Genomic DNA, 15866 nt, shown 5'->3' on the forward strand with positions numbered 1-15866 from the left:
CCGCTCCAGTCGCGTTGCCGCGTTGAGAACCGGAGAAAAGGCTTCCATGAGTCTGACCGACATCGACGTCCATGAAAGCGAACTGCGCCTGTTCCCCGGGCTGGACGAGGAGGTCGCCGAGACCCTGAGGCTGATGAAGGCCTCGACCGCCGACCCGCGTCCGCGTCTGGTGGACACCACCATGCTGTTCGCGCCGCGCTCGGGCGGAGTGAAGCGTTATCTCTTGTCAAAGAAGGCCTGGCTGGAGGCGAACCGACCCTCGGTGGCCCACAGCCTGGTGGTGCCGGGCGCTCGGCACAGGGCGGGCGTGGACGGCGTTGTTCAGCTTCATGCGGCCAAGTTGCCGTTCGGCGACGGCTATCGCTGGCCCAGTTCGGTGCGACGGTGGGGCGCCTGGGTCGCTTCGCTGAACCCGGCGGTGATCGAGGCCGGCGACCCCTATACGCCGGGGCAGGGAGCCTTGGAGGCCGGACAGAGGGTCGGGTGTCCCGTGGTCGGCTTCTGCCATTCGGACCCGGCCGGCCTGGCGGCCCTGCACTTCGGCGAATGGGCCAAGAAGCCCGTCGAAAAGCGCTGGGCCAGGCTCTTTTCTCAGTTCGACCGCGTGGTCTCCCCCAGCCGCTTCATTGCGCGCCGCCTGGAAGAGGCGGGCGTGGGCGGCATCGTGATTCGTCCCCTGGGGGTCGAGGTCGACACCTTTCGCCCCGATCGCCGGGATCGGGACTGGCTGCTGAAGAAGCTGGGGCTGGGCGCGGACGCCCGTCTGCTGTGCTTCGCCGGACGCCCGGCCAAGGAGAAGAACGTCGATGTCCTGATCGATGCTGTGCAGCGCCTGGGCGCGCCGTATCACCTGGTGCTGGTCGGCGCCGGGGCGGGCATGCCGCCGGAAGATCGTGTGATCTCCCTGCCTTATGAAAAGGACCCCAAGGCCGTGGCGCGCATCATCGCCAGCTGCGACGCCTTCGTGCACGCCAACGACAAGGAGCCCTTCGGCCTGATCGTGCTGGAGGCCATGGCCTGCGGACGACCGGTCGTGGGCGTCAACGCCGGCGGGGTGGCCGAGACGGTCGATCCCAGCGTGGGCCAGTTGGCGGCGTCCGCCGATCCGGCGGACTACGCCGAGGCGATCGAAGCCCTGTTCGAACGCGACGTCGAGGCCCTGGGCCAGGCGGCGCGGGTCAAGATGGTTGAGCAGTTCGCCTGGAACCGAGTCTTCGAGGACCTGTCCATGCTCTACGGCGAACTGAGCGGCCGTCCCGAGTTCGTCATGCCGCAACAGATCGCGCCGCTGAACTGAGGGCGGCGTCGGGCTCGCCAGCGTAATCATGCGGGCCAATCCCAACGAATTTCAGGGATTGGAGCTTTCTTCGGTCGTTTCGCCAGCCTGATCCCGGACCCGTGCCATGCTGGCGGCTCCCTCTGCGACAAGGGGCGTGGAGAGGGGAGCCGGAGGCGAATGTGCACTATGTGCACCCTGTTTTTTTTGAGTGCACATTTCGAGGAACGTCAGACAAACGACGAAACCCGCAGACGCTTCGCGTCAGCGGCTCAAGCTTGTCGATTGTTTGAAGAGGCGATGATCGGGGGCGGTGTGCGCCATTCCCTTCGCTGAAGAGAATGGCGCGAGTGACGGGGCTCGAACCCGCGACCTCCGGCGTGACAGGCCGGCACTCTAACCAACTGAGCTACACCCGCGTTTCCCGAACCGAAGCGCTGTGCGCCGCGGCGAGGGGCGTCGTTTAGGCGGGGCCGCCGCGCGCGTCAAGCGGCCCCGCTGTGGATAAGTGAAAATATCGCGCGACCTCCGTTACTTGGCTGCAGCCGTCGCCTGAGGCGGAGCGACCGGGCCGGCGATTCCGCCGTCGGCCGGCAGATGCGCCGCGGTTGCGGGCGGGGGCGGGTCGTAGTGGACGCCTACGCCCGGCCCCAGCGGCAGGTCCAGCGCCACCCAGGACGCCACCATGATCAGGCCCGCGACCAGGAAGGCGCCGGCATAGGGCAGCATGGTCGCCATCAGCGAGCCCAGACCGAACTTCGGGTCCCAGCGCTGGGCGAAGGTCAGGATGAGGGGGAAGTAGCTCATCAGCGGCGTGGCGATGTTGGTGACGCTGTCGCCCATGCGATAGGCGGCGGTCGTCATCTCGGGGCTGATGCCCAGCAGCATGAACATGGGCACGACGATGGGCGCCAGCGCCGACCACTTGGCCGAGGCCGAGCCGATGAACAGGTCGAAGACGCAGGACACCAGCACCACCACGATCAGCAGCAGGGGTGTCGGCAGGGCCAGTTCCCGCAGGGAGGCGGCGGCGTTGACCGCCAGGATCGGCCCCAGGCCAGACCAGTTGAACATGGCCACGAAGTGGGCGGCGAAGAAGGCCAGGACGATATAGGGGGCCAGTTGGCTGATCCCGTCGCGCATCATGCGGACCAGATCATGGTGCGACTTGATCGAGCCCGAGCCTACGCCAAAGGCCGCGCCTGCTCCGAAGAAGGTCAGGGCGAAGAAGGCGACCAGCGAGCGGTACAGGGGATTGAAGCGCTGCTCCGGCTCCGCCTCGACATCGACGAAGGGCGAGCCGGGCAGGAAGGTGATGGCGGCCCACAGGGCGATCATGGCCAGGACCGTCAGGCCCGCGAAGGCCAAGCCGCGCTTTTCGGCGCTGGTCAGCGGCGTCTTCTCTTCGGCGGTGGCGGGCGCGGCGGATGAGGGCGTCCACGGGCCGAGGCGCGGCTCGATCACCCGGTCGGTCAGGAACCAGACGATGGGCGTGAAGACGATCACGACGCCGATGATGAAGAACCAGTTCCCGGCGATGCTGACCGCATAGGACGGATCGATCAGATGGGCCGCCGGCTCGGTGATGCCCAGGATCAGGGCGTCGCTGGCGCCGGGGAAGAGGTTGCCCGCATATCCGCCCGACACGGCGGCGAATCCCGCGGCCAGGCCCGCTAGGGGATGACGTCCGGCGGCGGCGAAGATGACGGCCGCCAGGGGAATGACCACGACATAGGAGGCGTCCGAGGCGTGGTGCGACACCATGCCCGTCACGACCACGATGGGCGTCAGGATGAAGCGCGGCGCGTTCAGCAGGGCGCCCCGGATCGCGGTTGAGAACAGGCCCGTCCGCTCGGCTACCGAGGCCCCGTAAATAATTGTGATCACGATCCCCAGGGGCGGAAAATCGGCCAGGGTGCGCGGCATGCCGATGAACAGCCGTTCCAGGTTGGCGGGGGACAGAAGACTCTCGGCCTTTAGCACGTCGCCCGTCACCGGATTGACCGCCGACCAGCCTAGACCGGCCCCGACCAGACTGAGCGCGACCAGGGCCAAGATCAGCCAGAGAAAGAGAAATACGGGATCGGGCAGGCGATTGCCGACGCGTTCGACGGCGTTCAGCATGCGGGCGGCCAGGCTCATGCGGCGGCGCTTTCGTCAGTGAAGTCAGGAAGGGCGCATTAACGCGTATCGGCGTCGTCGCTGGCAACGCCGCGGCCTGCGGCAAAACGCCCGCATCACTGCGAACCATTCTCAACAAAAAACCTTTGCCGACATGGGTTTGAACCTGCGGAAGGTTGGGTCTAAGAAGCCCCGAATCCGCCCCCTCCCTCGGCGGGCGAGGCAGCTCGAATGAACGCATTTCTTCTGGAATACCTCCCGATCGTCGTTTTCCTGGCGATCGCCGCCGTACTGGGCCTCGGCTTCATGCTGGCCGCCTGGGCTCTGGCGCCGAAAAACCCCGACACCGAGAAGCTGTCGGCCTATGAGTGCGGCTTCAACGCCTTCGACGACGCACGCATGAAGTTCGACGTCCGGTTCTATCTGGTGTCGATCCTCTTCATCATCTTCGACCTGGAAGTGGCCTTCCTCTTCCCGTGGGCGGTGTCGATGTTCGACCTGTCGACGGGCGGCATGGTCTTCGCCTTCTGGTCGATGATGATCTTCCTTGGCGTGCTGACGATCGGCTTCATCTACGAATGGAAGAAGGGAGCCCTGGAATGGCAGTGATCGCGCCTTCGTCGCCCTTGGCGTCGCCCCTGGTCCCCGCCGGCTCGGCCGCGCGCTCGACCGTCGAGGGTTACGACCCCAAGATCCACGACAAGTTCTTCGAGGCGGTGAACACCGAGCTCGGCGAGCAGGGCTTCCTGACGACCTCGCTGGACGACGTCATCAACTGGGCCCGCACGGGTTCGCTGATGTGGATGTCCTTCGGCCTGGCCTGCTGCGCCGTGGAGATGATCCACCTGTCGATGCCGCGCTTCGACCTGGAACGCTTCGGCACCGCGCCGCGCGGTTCGCCGCGCCAGTCGGATTTGATGATCGTCGCCGGCACCCTGACCAACAAGATGGCTCCGGCCCTGCGCAAGGTCTACGACCAGATGCCGGACCCGCGCTACGTCATCTCCATGGGCTCGTGCGCCAACGGCGGCGGCTACTACCACTACAGCTACAGCGTCGTGCGCGGCTGCGACCGCGTGGTGCCGGTGGACGTCTATGTCCCGGGCTGCCCGCCGACGGCCGAGGCCCTGCTGTACGGCATCCTGCAGCTGCAGAAGAAGATCCGCCGCACGGGGACGATCGAGCGATGAGCGAACTGGTGCGCGTCGCGGAGCGCGAATCCGCCCTGACCCCGCTGGGGACCGAAATGGTGGCGGCTCTCGGTGTCGAGGCCGTCGTCGCTTTTGGCGAGCTGACCCTGATCGCCCCGCGCGAGAACATCGTCGCCGTCATGACCGCCCTGCGCGATCAATTCGGCTTCCAACTGCTGATGGACGCCTGCGGCGCCGACTATCCGGACCGCGCCGAGCGTTTCGAGGTGGTCTATCACCTGCTGTCGCTGACCCGCGCCGCACGCGTGCGCGTCAAGGTCTCGACCGACGAGGTGAAGCCCGTTCCCAGCGTCGTGTCGGTCTATCCTTCGGCCGGCTGGTTCGAGCGTGAAGCCTTCGACATGTACGGCATGATCTTCTCGGATCACCCCGACATGCGCCGCATCCTGACCGACTACGGTTTCCAGGGGCACCCGCTGCGAAAGGACTTCCCGATGACGGGCTATGTCGAGGTCCGCTACGACGAAGAACAGAAGCGCGTGGTCTATGAGCCGGTGAAGCTGGCCCAGGAATATCGCAACTTCGACTTCCTCTCTCCGTGGGAAGGCGCTGAATATCCGACCGTCCTGCCGGGCGACGAGAAGGCGGGAGCCAAGTAATGGCTGACGGACACAACACCCCCGCGACGGCTGCTCCCAAGGCGATCGATCCGTTCGAGGACTATGAAGACGGCCTGACCCCGCACGCGCGGGCGATGGACGACCGCAAGTTCACCATCAACTTCGGCCCGCAGCACCCGGCCGCGCACGGCGTGCTGCGCCTGGTGCTGGAGCTGGACGGCGAACTGGTGACCCGCGTCGACCCGCATATCGGCCTGCTGCACCGCGGCACCGAGAAGCTGATGGAGTCGCGCACCTATCTGCAGAACATCCCCTACCTGGACCGGCTGGACTACGTCTCGCCGATGAACCAGGAGCACGCCTTCTGCCTGGCCATCGAGCGCCTGCTGGAAGTCGACGTGCCCTATCGCGGCCAACTGATCCGGGTCCTGTACTCGGAAATGGGCCGCATCCTGAACCACCTGCTGAACACGACCATGCAAGCCATGGACGTGGGCGCCCTGACCCCGCCGCTGTGGGGCCACGAAGAGCGCGAGAAGCTGATGGTCTTCTACGAGCGCGCCTGCGGCGCCCGTCTGCACGCCAACTACTTCCGTCCCGGCGGCGTCCACCAGGACCTGACGCCGGAGCTGGTCGACGACATCGGCCGCTGGTGCGCCGAGTTCCCGGCCAAGCTGGCGGACATCGAGAGCCTGGTCACCGAGAACCGCATCTTCAAGCAGCGCAACGTCGACATCGGCGTGGTGTCCAAGGAAGAGGCTCTGGCCTGGGGCTTCTCGGGCGTCATGCTGCGCGGCTCGGACATCGCCTGGGACCTGCGCAAGGCCACGCCCTACGACTGCTATGCGGACCTCGAGTTCGACATCGCGGTCGGCAAGAACGGCGACTGCTGGGACCGCTACCTCTGCCGCATCGAAGAGATGAAGCAGTCGGTTCGCATCATGGAGCAGTGCATCCACAAGCTGCGGAACTGTCCCGGCGAGCCGGTCCTGGCCGAAGACCACAAGATCACCCCGCCGCGCCGCGGTGAGATGAAGCGTTCGATGGAAGCGCTGATCCACCACTTCAAGCTCTACACCGAGGGCTTCAGGACGCCGGAAGGCGAGGTCTATGCGGCCGTCGAGGCGCCCAAGGGCGAGTTCGGCGTCTATCTGGTGTCGGACGGCACCAACAAACCCTACCGCGTCAAGCTGTCGGCCCCCGGTTTCCGTCACCTGCAGGCGATGGACTGGATGAACACGGGCCACATGCTGGCGGACGTGTCGGCCATCCTCGGCTCGCTCGACATGGTGTTCGGAGAAGTGGACCGATGAGCGTTCGTCGCCTCGCCAAGGAACAGCCTGAATCCTTCGCCTTTTCAAAGGACACGAAGGCCAAGGCCGAGTGGTGGATCAAGAAGTATCCCGAGAACCGTCGCCAGTCGGCGGTGATCCCGATCCTGTGGCTGATCCAGAAACAGGAAGGCTGGGTGTCCGAGCCCTCCATCCGCGCCGTCGGCGAACTGCTGGGCATGGCCTATATCCGGGTGCTGGAGGTCGCGACCTTCTACACCATGTTCCAGCTGGAGCCGGTCGGCAAAGCCGCCCTGATCCAGGTCTGCGGCACCACGCCCTGCATGCTGCGCGGCGCCAATGAGCTGATGCGCGTCTGCAAGGAGAAGATCGGTCCCAAGGACGAACTGTCCGCCGACGGCCGCTTCACCTGGCAGGAAGTCGAGTGCCTGGGCGCCTGCGCCAATGCGCCGATGGCCCAGATCAACGACTACTATTACGAAGACCTGACGCCCGAGACGATGGCCCAGATCATCGACGACTTCGCCGCCGGCAAGTCGCCGAAGCCGGGCTCGCGCGTCGGTCGTCACACCTCCGAGCCCGAGGGCGGCTCCAGGGTCCTGACGGACCCGGCGCTGTACGACGGTTCGCGCGCCAAGAAGATCAAGTCGCTGCCGAACTCCAAGCCGGCGGCCGAGAAGGCTCCGGCCTGATGACTCGACCGAACCTCGACAGCGATGAGGGCAGGGCGGCCTACCGGGCCGAACTGCGTCGCGTCGGCTGGCCCCTGCGTTGGGGCGGGCTGGCGTTGATCCTCGTCGCCGCGGGCATGGTTCTGGTGGTCAAGGACGGCAAGTTCGGACTGTCGGAAGACCTGCTGCTCGTCGCCTACGGCCTGCTGGCCGCCGGCTGGGCTCTGGTCGTCGCCTCTATTTTCATGCGCACCCGCCACCACAAGCGCCGTCTGGCGGAAGGACTTTAAGGGCTCATGGTCGGAATCCTCGAAGACAAGGACCGCATCTTCACCAACCTCTATGGTTTCCATGACTGGGGCCTCGAGGGTGCGAAGCAGCGCGGGGCGTGGAACGCCACCAAGGACATACTGGACCTTGGCCGCGACTGGATCATCAACAACGTCAAGAACTCGGGCCTGCGCGGACGCGGCGGCGCCGGTTTCTCGACCGGCCTGAAGTGGTCCTTCATGCCCAAGGAAGTGAAGGATCGCCCTCACTACCTGGTCATCAACGCCGATGAATCCGAGCCCGCGACCTGCAAGGACCGCGAGATCATGCGTCATGATCCGCAACTGCTGATCGAAGGCGCGTTGATCGCCTCCTTCGCCATGCAGGCCCATGCTTGCTACATCTACCTGCGCGGCGAGTACGTGCTGGAGCGCGAGCGCATGGAGGCCGCCGTCAAGCAGGCCTATGAGGCCAAGCTGATCGGTGATGGCAACGTCCACGGCTGGGACTTCCACGTCTATATCCACCACGGCGCCGGGGCCTATATCTGCGGCGAAGAGACGGCTCTGCTGGAAAGCCTGGAAGGCAAGAAGGGCCAGCCGCGTCTGAAGCCGCCGTTCCCGGCCGGCGCGGGCCTCTACGGCTGCCCGACGACCGTGAACAACGTCGAATCCATCGCCGTGGTCGGCACCATCCTGCGTCGCGGCGCGGACTGGTTCGCCAGCTTCGGTCGTCCGAACAACACCGGCACCAAGCTGATGTCGCTGGCCGGTCACGTGAACACGCCCTGCGTGATCGAAGAAACCATGTCGATCCCGCTGCGCCAGTTGATCGAGGATCACGGCGGCGGCGTCCGCGGCGGCTGGGGCAACCTGAAGGCCATCATTCCCGGCGGCGCATCCTGCCCGGTCATCACGCGCGAACAGGCCGAAACCGTCCTGATGGACTTCGACTCCATGCGCGAGATGCGGTCGTCGCTGGGCACCGCCGGCGTGACCGTCATGGACGAGTCCACCGACATCGTTAAGGCGATCGCCCGCATCAGCTACTTCTTCAAGCACGAGAGCTGCGGCCAGTGTACGCCATGCCGCGAGGGCACCGGCTGGATGTGGCGGGTGCTGGAACGCATGGCCGTCGGCGACGCCGATCCTTCGGAAATCGATCTGCTGCTCGACGTGGCCGGTCAGGTCGAAGGCCACACCATTTGCGCCCTCGGCGACGCCGCGGCCTGGCCCGTTCAGGGCCTGATCCGCCACTTCCGTCACGAGATCGAAGAACGCATCCACACCTACCGCAGCCGCCGCGCGAACTTCGCCGGCCACGCGATCGCGGCGGAGTAACCGTAATGCCTATCGCCAAGGTCAACGGCGTCGAAACCGAGTTCGAACCCGGCATGACGGTTCTGCAGGTCGCAGAGCTGGCCGGGCAGGAGATCCCGCGTTTCTGCTACCACGAGCGCCTGTCCATCGCCGGCAACTGCCGGATGTGCTTGGTTGAAGTGAAGCCCGGACCGCCGAAGCCCCAGGCTTCGTGCGCCCTGCCGGCCGCTGAAGGCCAGGAGATCTTCACCGACACGCCGATGGTCAAGAAGGCCCGCGAAGGGGTGATGGAGTTCCTGCTCATCAACCACCCGCTGGATTGCCCGATCTGCGACCAGGGCGGCGAGTGCGACCTGCAGGATCAGGCCGTGGGCTACGGCCGCGACGGTTCGCGCTACGGCGAGAACAAGCGCGCGGTCGAAGAAAAGAACATGGGCCCGACGGTCAAGACGTTCATGACGCGCTGCATCCAATGCACGCGTTGCGTTCGCTTCATCACCGAAGTGGCCGGCGTACCGGACATCGGCATGATCTCGCGCGGCGAAAGCGCCGAGATCACGACCTATCTGGAAAAGAACATCGACAGCGAGCTGTCGGGCAACGTCAACGATCTGTGCCCCGTGGGCGCGCTGACGCACCGCCCGTGGCAGTACCACTATCGTCCGTGGGAGCTGAAGAAGACCGAGACCATCGACGTCATGGACGCCCTGGGCTCGAACATTCGCGCCGACGCGCGCGGCGCCGAGGTCATGCGCGTCCTGCCGCGCGTGAACGAGGGCATCAATGAAGAGTGGCTGTCCGACCGTTCGCGCTACGCCGTCGACGGCCTGCAGGCCCGCCGTCTGGACCGCCCGTGGGTGCGTGAGAACGGCAAGCTGCGCGTCGCCTCGTGGGACGAGGCGCTGAGCGCCGTGGCGACCAAGCTCAAGGCGGCTTCGGCCGACCGCATCGGCGTCATCGCCGGCGACCTGCAGGACGCCGAGTCGATGAAGGCGACGCTGGACCTGTTCCGCGCCCTGGGCTCGGCCAACACCGATTGCCGCCAGGACGGCGCGGCCCTGGGCGGCGACGCTCGCGAAGGCTGGCTGTTCAACTCTGGCCTGCAAGGCATTGAGAACGCTGACGCCATCCTGATCGTGGGCGCCAACCCGCGCGTCGAGGCGCCGCTGCTCAACGCCCGCATCCGCAAGACCTGGCTGAGGGGCGCCGCCGAGATCGGCGTCATCGGCCAGCAGGTCGAGCTGACCTATGACTACAACTACCTGGGCGCCGGTTCGAAGACTGTCGGCAAGCTGCCCAAGGCCGCCGTCGACTTCCTGACCAAGGCTGAACGCCCGGCGATCATCGTCGGCGCGAGCGCCCTGACCGGCGAAACCGGCGCGGCCGTGCTGAACGCCCTGGGCGCGCTGGCCAAGAAGGTCGGCGTGGTCAAGGACGGCTGGAACGGCTTCAACGTCCTGCACACCGCAGCCGCGCGCGTCGGCGGTCTGGACATGGGCTTCGTCCCGGCCGAGGGCGGCCTGGACGTGGCCGGCATGCTGAAGCCGGGCGCTCTGGACGTGCTCTTCCTGCTGGGCGCGGACGAGGTGAACGCCGACGCTTCGGGCGCCTTCCGCGTCTATCTGGGTTCGCACGGCGACCGTGGCGCGCACGGCGCCGACGTCATCCTGCCGGGCGCCGCCTATACCGAAAAGTCGGGCATCTATGTGAACACCGAGGGCCGGGTGCAGATGGCCGAGCGTGTCGTCTTCCCGAAGGGCGAGGCCAAGGAAGACTGGGCCGTCATCCGCGCCCTGTCGGAACGCGTGGGCCAGAAGCTGCCGTTCGACACCCTGGAGCAACTGCGCACGAAGCTGATGGGCGACCATCCGACCTTCGGCCGCATCGACTACCTGGCGCCGGCCGCGACCTTCGACGTCGCCAAGCTGGGCGCCAAGGGAGACCTGGGCGACGTCGCCTTCGTCTCCGTCATCGCCGATCCCTACCTGACCAACCCGATCGCGCGCGCCAGTGAAACCATGGCCCAACTGTCCGCTGAGCGGACGGCGCCGGTCGTTCTGGCGGCGGAGTAAGACATGGACGCTGCGACCTCCTTCTGGGCCACCCCCCTCGGCTGGACCCTCGCCACTCTCGGCGGCATCCTGATCGTCACGGTCGGGATCCTGATCTCGCTGGCCTTCCTGCTGCTGGCGGACCGCAAGATCTGGGCCGGCGTTCAACTGCGCAAAGGTCCCAACGTGGTCGGCCCCTTCGGCCTGCTGCAGTCCTTCGCCGACTTCTTCAAGTTCGTGCTCAAGGAAATCGTCGTCCCGTCGGGTTCCGACAAGGTCGTCTTCCTGGCCGCGCCCCTGATCACCTTCGTCCTGGCCTTCATCGCCTGGGCGGTGATCCCGTTCGCGCCGGGCTGGGTGATCTCGGACCTGAACGTCGGGGTGCTCTACATCCTCGCGATCAGCTCGCTGGGCGTCTACGGCATCATCATGGGCGGCTGGGCTTCGAACTCGAAGTACCCCTTCCTGGGTTCGCTGCGTTCGGCGGCGCAGATGGTGTCCTATGAGGTCTCGATGGGCCTGGTCATCATCAACGTCATCCTGCTGGCCGGGACGATGAACCTGACGCAGATCGTGACCGCGCAGACCGGCTGGATCTGGAACTGGAACATGTTCGGCGGCGGCCTCGACACCCTGCCGACCATCGTGGTCATGCTGCCCATGACCATCGTCTTCTTCATCTCGGCCCTGGCCGAGACCAACCGCCCGCCCTTCGACCTGCCTGAAGCGGAGTCGGAACTGGTGGCCGGTTATCAGGTCGAATATTCGTCGACGCCCTACCTGCTGTTCATGATCGGCGAATACGCCAACATCGTCTTCATGTGCGCCATGATCAGCCTGCTGTTCTGCGGCGGCTGGAACCCGGGCTTCCCGACCGACTTCCTCGACAGCTGGCCGACCTTCCTGGCCAACCTGTTCTACTTCCTGGTTCTGGCGACCAAGATCGTCTTCTGGTTCTTCATGATCGCCCTGGTGAAGGCCTTCGTGCCTCGCTACCGCTATGACCAGCTGATGCGCCTGGGCTGGAAGATCTTCCTGCCGGCCTCGCTGATCGCCGTGGTGGTCGTGGCGGCCTGGCGCGTCTTCGCGGTGGGGGCGTGATGGGCCTTCGCGCGACATTCCTGGTTGCGCTGGCGCTCGCCGCCGGCCTGTCGGCCTGCAGCTTCAAGCCGCTCGACCCGGCCGCGCCCGAAAGCGCGACCGCTCGGCTGGAGCGCGTCGAGCAGGAGCGTCGCGAGGAGGCGGACAAGCGCGCCTATTGCCAGCGGCTGTCGCGCGACGATCCGCGCTTCGACCGTGACGACTGCAAGGGGAGGGTGGGGTGATGAAATCCAGCCTCCTCATCCTGCCGGCGCTTCTGGTCCTGGGGGCCTGCGCCGCCTACGAGCCGGAACCGGTCTCGGTCTATCAATGGGAACGCAAGGTCGAGCAGCTTCAGCGTCAGGACGCTGAACGCGAACGCCTTTGCCAGACCCTCGACAAGGAAAGCGCGCGCTATGAACGCGAATGCGCCGGAGTGAAATCCTAATGCTGACCCGTATCGTTCAGGCGGCCAAGGGCGCGATGCTGACCGACGTGTTCGGCGCCGTCGGCCTGTCGATGAAGTACATGATGAAGCCGAAGGCGACGGTGAACTATCCGTTCGAGCGCAACCCGCAGTCGCCGCGCTTCCGCGGCGAGCACGCGCTGCGCCGCTATCCGAACGGTGAGGAACGCTGCATCGCCTGCAAGCTGTGCGAGGCCATCTGCCCCGCCCAGGCCATCACCATCGAGGCCGAACCCCGCGCCGACGGCAGCCGCCGGACGACCCGCTACGACATCGACATGGTCAAGTGCATCTACTGCGGTCTGTGCCAGGAGGCCTGCCCGGTGGACGCCATCGTCGAGGGACCGAACAGCGAGTTCGCCACCGAGACGCGCGAAGAACTGCTCTATGACAAGGCCCGACTGCTGGACAACGGCGACCGCTGGGAACGGCTGATCGCGAAGAATCTGGAACTCGACGCTCCGTATCGCTAAACCGTGCCGCGATTCCGCGAGGGATCGCCGCGCAAGACTTTGAAGGGGGCTTTGTCCCACCCATGCTGCAAGGCATAGCGTTCTATCTTCTGGCGACGGTCGCCGTGGTCTCGGGCCTTCTGGTCGTGACCGCGCGCAATCCCGTGCACTCCGTCCTGTGGCTGATCCTCAGCTTCTTCTCGGCCGCCGGCCTGTTCGTCCTTCTGGGCGCAGAGTTCCTGGCCATGCTGCTGGTGGTCGTCTACGTCGGCGCCGTCGCGGTGCTGTTCCTGTTCGTGGTCATGATGCTGGACGTCGACTTCGTCCGCCTCCGCGAAGGCTACGCCCGCTACCTGCCGCTGGCGGGGATCGTCGCGGGCGTGCTGCTGGCCGAGATGATCATGGTGTCGATCACCGTGGTGCAGGGCGGGGCGGCCAAGGCCGCGGCCGCGCCGGTCGTCGCGGGCGCCGACGCCACCAACATCGAGACGATCGGCCGGGTGCTCTACACGGACTACGTCTACTTCTTCCAGGCTGCGGGCATCGTGCTGTTGATCGCCATGATCGGCGCCATCGTCCTGACCCTGCGCCACCGCCCCGGCGTCCGCCGCCAGGACCTGGCCGCCCAGGCTAACCGCGAACGCGCCAAGGCCGTCGAGGTCAAGTCGGTCGCCACCGGCCAGGGCGTCACCCCCGAGGAGCTTCTGTGATGGACATCTCGCTCCAGCACTATCTGGCGGTCGCCGCCATGCTGTTCACCATCGGGGTGTTCGGCATCTTCGTGAACCGCAAGAACGTCATCATCATCCTGATGTCGGTTGAGCTGATCCTGCTCGCGGTGAACATCAACTTCGTCGCCTTCTCGACCTATCTCAACGACGTGTCGGGTCAGCTGATGGCCATGTTCGTCCTGACCGTCGCCGCGGCTGAAGCCGCCGTCGGCCTGGCGATCCTGGTGACCTTCTTCCGTAACCGCGGCGACATCGCGGTTGACGACGCCTCCGTGATGAAGGGCTGATCGGAACCGTGACTATCCAGACTCTCGTCACTCTCGGCGTCTTCGCTCCCCTGCTGGGGGCCATGATCGCCGGCTTCTTCGGTCGCAGGATCGGGAACATCGCCTCGCAGTCGGTCACGACCGGCCTGCTGTTCTTCTCGTGCGCGGTCTCGTGGATCGTGTTCAGCCAGTGGACCTGGGGCGGGCTCGAAGCCTTCACCGTCCACATCGCGCCCTTCATCCACGTCGGCGACTTCCAGTCGAACTGGTCGATCCGCGTGGACGCCATGTCGGCCACGATGCTGATCGTGGTGACGACGGTGTCGTCGCTGGTTCACCTCTATTCCTGGGGCTACATGGCCGAGGACGACAGCCGTCCTCGCTTCTTCGCCTACCTGTCGCTCTTCACCTTCATGATGCTGGCGCTGGTGACGGCCGCCGACTTCCTGCAGATGTTCTTCGGCTGGGAAGGCGTGGGTCTGGCCTCCTATCTGCTGATCGGCTTCTGGTACAAGAAGGACACCGCCTCGGCCGCCGCCATCAAGGCCTTCGTGGTCAACCGCGTCGGCGACTTCGGCTTCCTGCTCGGCATGATGACCGTCTTCTGGATGTTCGGCACGATCGAGTTCGCCAAGCTGTTCCCGCTGATCGCCGGCAAGGCCGGCACGGGCTGGGACTTCCTGGGCCACACCTGGTCGGCGCTGGATCTGGCTGGCCTGCTGCTCTTCATCGGCGCCATGGGCAAGTCGGCCCAGTTCTTCCTGCACACCTGGCTTCCGGACGCCATGGAAGGCCCGACGCCTGTGTCGGCCCTGATCCACGCGGCCACCATGGTCACCGCTGGCGTCTACATGGTCTGCCTGCTGTCGCCGCTGTATGAGCACGCGCCCGTCGCGTCGCTGTTCATCGCCGTCATCGGCGGGATCACTGCCATCTTCGCCGCCACCGTCGGCATGATGCAGAACGACATCAAGCGCGTGATCGCCTACTCGACCTGTTCGCAGCTGGGCTACATGTTCTTCGCCGCCGGCGTCGGCGCCTATCAGCCCGCCATGTTCCACCTGTTCACGCACGCCTTCTTCAAGGCCCTGCTGTTCCTGGGCGCCGGCTCGGTGATCCACGGCATGCACCACGAGCAGGACATGCGGAACATGGGCGGCCTGTGGAAGCTGCTGCCCATCACCTATGCGGTCATGATGATCGGCACCATCGCCATCACCGGCCTGGGTCTGCCCGGCGTCGGCGGCTTCGCCGGCTTCTATTCCAAGGATTCCATCCTCGAGAGCGCCTATGCGGCGGCGGCGACGGGCCACTCGGCTGCGGGCATGTTCGCCTTCGTCATCGGCATCTCGGCGGCCCTGCTGACGGCTTACTACTCGTGGCGCCTGGTCTTCATGACCTTCCACGGCACGGCCAAGTGGAAGGAAGAGGAGGGCGCGCACCACGGCGACGCCCATGCTCATGATGCGCACGGTCACGACGACCACGCCCATGACGATCATGCGCACGACGACCACCATCATGGTCCGCTGTCGCCGCACGAGAGCCCGGCGCCCATGATTCTGCCGCTGCTGGTGCTGTCGATCGGCGCCGTTTTCGCGGGCATGATCTTCGCCCCGCACTTCATCGGTCACCACGAGGCCGAGTTCTGGCGCGGCGCCATCTTCGTCGGCAGCGCCAACCACGTCCTGCACGAGAGCCACAACGTCCCGACCTGGGTGAAGTGGGCGCCGCTGATCGTGACGCTGACGGGCACCTTCGCCGCCTTCTGGATCTACATCCTCAAGGAAGGCGTCGCCAAGCAGTGGGCCGAGCGCAAGGGGCCGCTGTGGACCTTCCTCTACAACAAGTGGTTCTTCGACGAGCTGTATGACGCCGTCTTCGTGAAGGGCGCCAAGGCGCTCGGCGACTTCTTCTGGAAGATCGGCGACGTGAAGATCATCGACGGTCTCGGCCCCAACGGCGCGGCCTGGGCTTCGCTGAAATCGGGCGGCTGGCTGTCGCGCTTCCAGTCCGGTTTCGTCTACTTCTATGCATTCGTGATGCTGATCGGCGTGGCTGTGTTCCTTGCCTTCGCCATCTTCACGTGGGGAGCCTGAG

17 protein-coding genes and 1 tRNA gene are annotated in these 15866 nt (G+C 65.8%); 16 read left to right on the plus strand and 2 right to left on the minus strand.

Annotation, left to right across the window (positions count from 1 at the left end; translation table 11 throughout):
* The first annotated feature begins 46 nt into the window (after positions 1–46).
* On the plus strand, positions 47–1297 hold the full coding sequence (locus tag ABIE19_RS12220; protein WP_354089471.1) for a glycosyltransferase: 1251 nt from the start codon (positions 47–49) through the stop codon (positions 1295–1297).
* 321 nt (positions 1298–1618) lie between these two features.
* Here the strand turns inward: ABIE19_RS12220 and ABIE19_RS12225 are convergent.
* Positions 1619–1695 (minus strand) — tRNA-Asp (locus tag ABIE19_RS12225).
* Positions 1696–1807: 112 nt separating this feature from the next.
* The gene (locus ABIE19_RS12230) at positions 1808–3418 is read right to left on the minus strand and encodes an AbgT family transporter (RefSeq protein WP_354089472.1); all 1611 of its coding nucleotides are present in this window, start codon (positions 3416–3418) and stop codon (positions 1808–1810) included.
* A gap of 210 nt (positions 3419–3628) precedes the next feature.
* On the opposite strand from ABIE19_RS12230, the gene ABIE19_RS12235 reads away from it, so the two are divergent.
* The 15 genes from ABIE19_RS12235 to nuoL all read left to right on the plus strand — a co-directional run bounded on the left by ABIE19_RS12235 (position 3629) and on the right by nuoL (position 15865).
* Entirely contained in the window at positions 3629–4006 is a 378-nt protein-coding gene (locus ABIE19_RS12235) for an NADH-quinone oxidoreductase subunit A (RefSeq protein WP_354089473.1), read from the plus strand.
* Positions 3976–4587 (plus strand): NuoB/complex I 20 kDa subunit family protein, encoded by a 612-nt coding sequence (locus ABIE19_RS12240; RefSeq protein ID WP_354089474.1) that lies wholly within the window; start codon positions 3976–3978, stop codon positions 4585–4587. The genes ABIE19_RS12235 and ABIE19_RS12240 overlap by 31 nt, the downstream gene beginning before the upstream one ends.
* Positions 4584–5207 (plus strand): NADH-quinone oxidoreductase subunit C, encoded by a 624-nt coding sequence (locus ABIE19_RS12245; protein WP_312063429.1) that lies wholly within the window; start codon positions 4584–4586, stop codon positions 5205–5207. Before ABIE19_RS12240 ends, ABIE19_RS12245 begins: the two co-directional genes overlap by 4 nt.
* Positions 5208–5302: 95 nt before the next feature.
* Entirely contained in the window at positions 5303–6481 is a 1179-nt protein-coding gene (locus tag ABIE19_RS12250) for an NADH-quinone oxidoreductase subunit D (RefSeq protein ID WP_354089693.1), read from the plus strand.
* Entirely contained in the window at positions 6478–7152 is a 675-nt protein-coding gene (nuoE, locus tag ABIE19_RS12255; RefSeq protein ID WP_354089475.1) for an NADH-quinone oxidoreductase subunit NuoE, read from the plus strand. Before ABIE19_RS12250 ends, nuoE begins: the two co-directional genes overlap by 4 nt.
* The gene (locus tag ABIE19_RS12260; RefSeq protein ID WP_354089476.1) at positions 7152–7421 is read left to right on the plus strand and encodes a hypothetical protein; all 270 of its coding nucleotides are present in this window, start codon (positions 7152–7154) and stop codon (positions 7419–7421) included. The genes nuoE and ABIE19_RS12260 overlap by 1 nt, the downstream gene beginning before the upstream one ends.
* A 6-nt stretch (positions 7422–7427) precedes the next feature.
* Complete coding sequence (gene nuoF, locus ABIE19_RS12265; RefSeq protein ID WP_354089477.1) at positions 7428–8741, plus strand: NADH-quinone oxidoreductase subunit NuoF; 1314 nt, start codon at positions 7428–7430, stop codon at positions 8739–8741.
* Positions 8742–8746: 5 nt separating this feature from the next.
* Positions 8747–10792, plus strand: a complete 2046-nt coding sequence (gene nuoG, locus ABIE19_RS12270) for an NADH-quinone oxidoreductase subunit NuoG (protein ID WP_354089478.1) — start codon at positions 8747–8749, stop codon at positions 10790–10792.
* Between the two features lie 3 nt (positions 10793–10795).
* Entirely contained in the window at positions 10796–11872 is a 1077-nt protein-coding gene (gene nuoH, locus ABIE19_RS12275) for an NADH-quinone oxidoreductase subunit NuoH (protein ID WP_354089479.1), read from the plus strand.
* Positions 11872–12096, plus strand: coding sequence for a hypothetical protein (locus tag ABIE19_RS12280; RefSeq protein WP_354089480.1), 225 nt, complete (start codon positions 11872–11874; stop codon positions 12094–12096). Before nuoH ends, ABIE19_RS12280 begins: the two co-directional genes overlap by 1 nt.
* Positions 12096–12299, plus strand: coding sequence for a hypothetical protein (locus tag ABIE19_RS12285; protein ID WP_354089481.1), 204 nt, complete (start codon positions 12096–12098; stop codon positions 12297–12299). The genes ABIE19_RS12280 and ABIE19_RS12285 overlap by 1 nt, the downstream gene beginning before the upstream one ends.
* Positions 12299–12790: an NADH-quinone oxidoreductase subunit NuoI gene (gene nuoI, locus ABIE19_RS12290; protein ID WP_040345161.1), complete on the plus strand. Its 492-nt coding sequence runs from the start codon at positions 12299–12301 to the stop codon at positions 12788–12790. Before ABIE19_RS12285 ends, nuoI begins: the two co-directional genes overlap by 1 nt.
* 62 nt (positions 12791–12852) lie before the next feature.
* A complete protein-coding gene (locus ABIE19_RS12295) occupies positions 12853–13479 on the plus strand; it encodes an NADH-quinone oxidoreductase subunit J (RefSeq protein ID WP_354089482.1) in 627 nt (208 codons plus the stop codon).
* Complete coding sequence (gene nuoK, locus ABIE19_RS12300; RefSeq protein ID WP_105563431.1) at positions 13479–13787, plus strand: NADH-quinone oxidoreductase subunit NuoK; 309 nt, start codon at positions 13479–13481, stop codon at positions 13785–13787. The genes ABIE19_RS12295 and nuoK overlap by 1 nt, the downstream gene beginning before the upstream one ends.
* Positions 13788–13801: 14 nt before the next feature.
* On the plus strand, positions 13802–15865 hold the full coding sequence (gene nuoL, locus ABIE19_RS12305; RefSeq protein WP_354089694.1) for an NADH-quinone oxidoreductase subunit L: 2064 nt from the start codon (positions 13802–13804) through the stop codon (positions 15863–15865).
* Position 15866: the final 1 nt, after the last annotated feature.

It is taken from the genome of Brevundimonas faecalis (assembly GCF_040549405.1).
Taxonomy (GTDB): Bacteria; Pseudomonadota; Alphaproteobacteria; order Caulobacterales; family Caulobacteraceae; genus Brevundimonas; species Brevundimonas faecalis.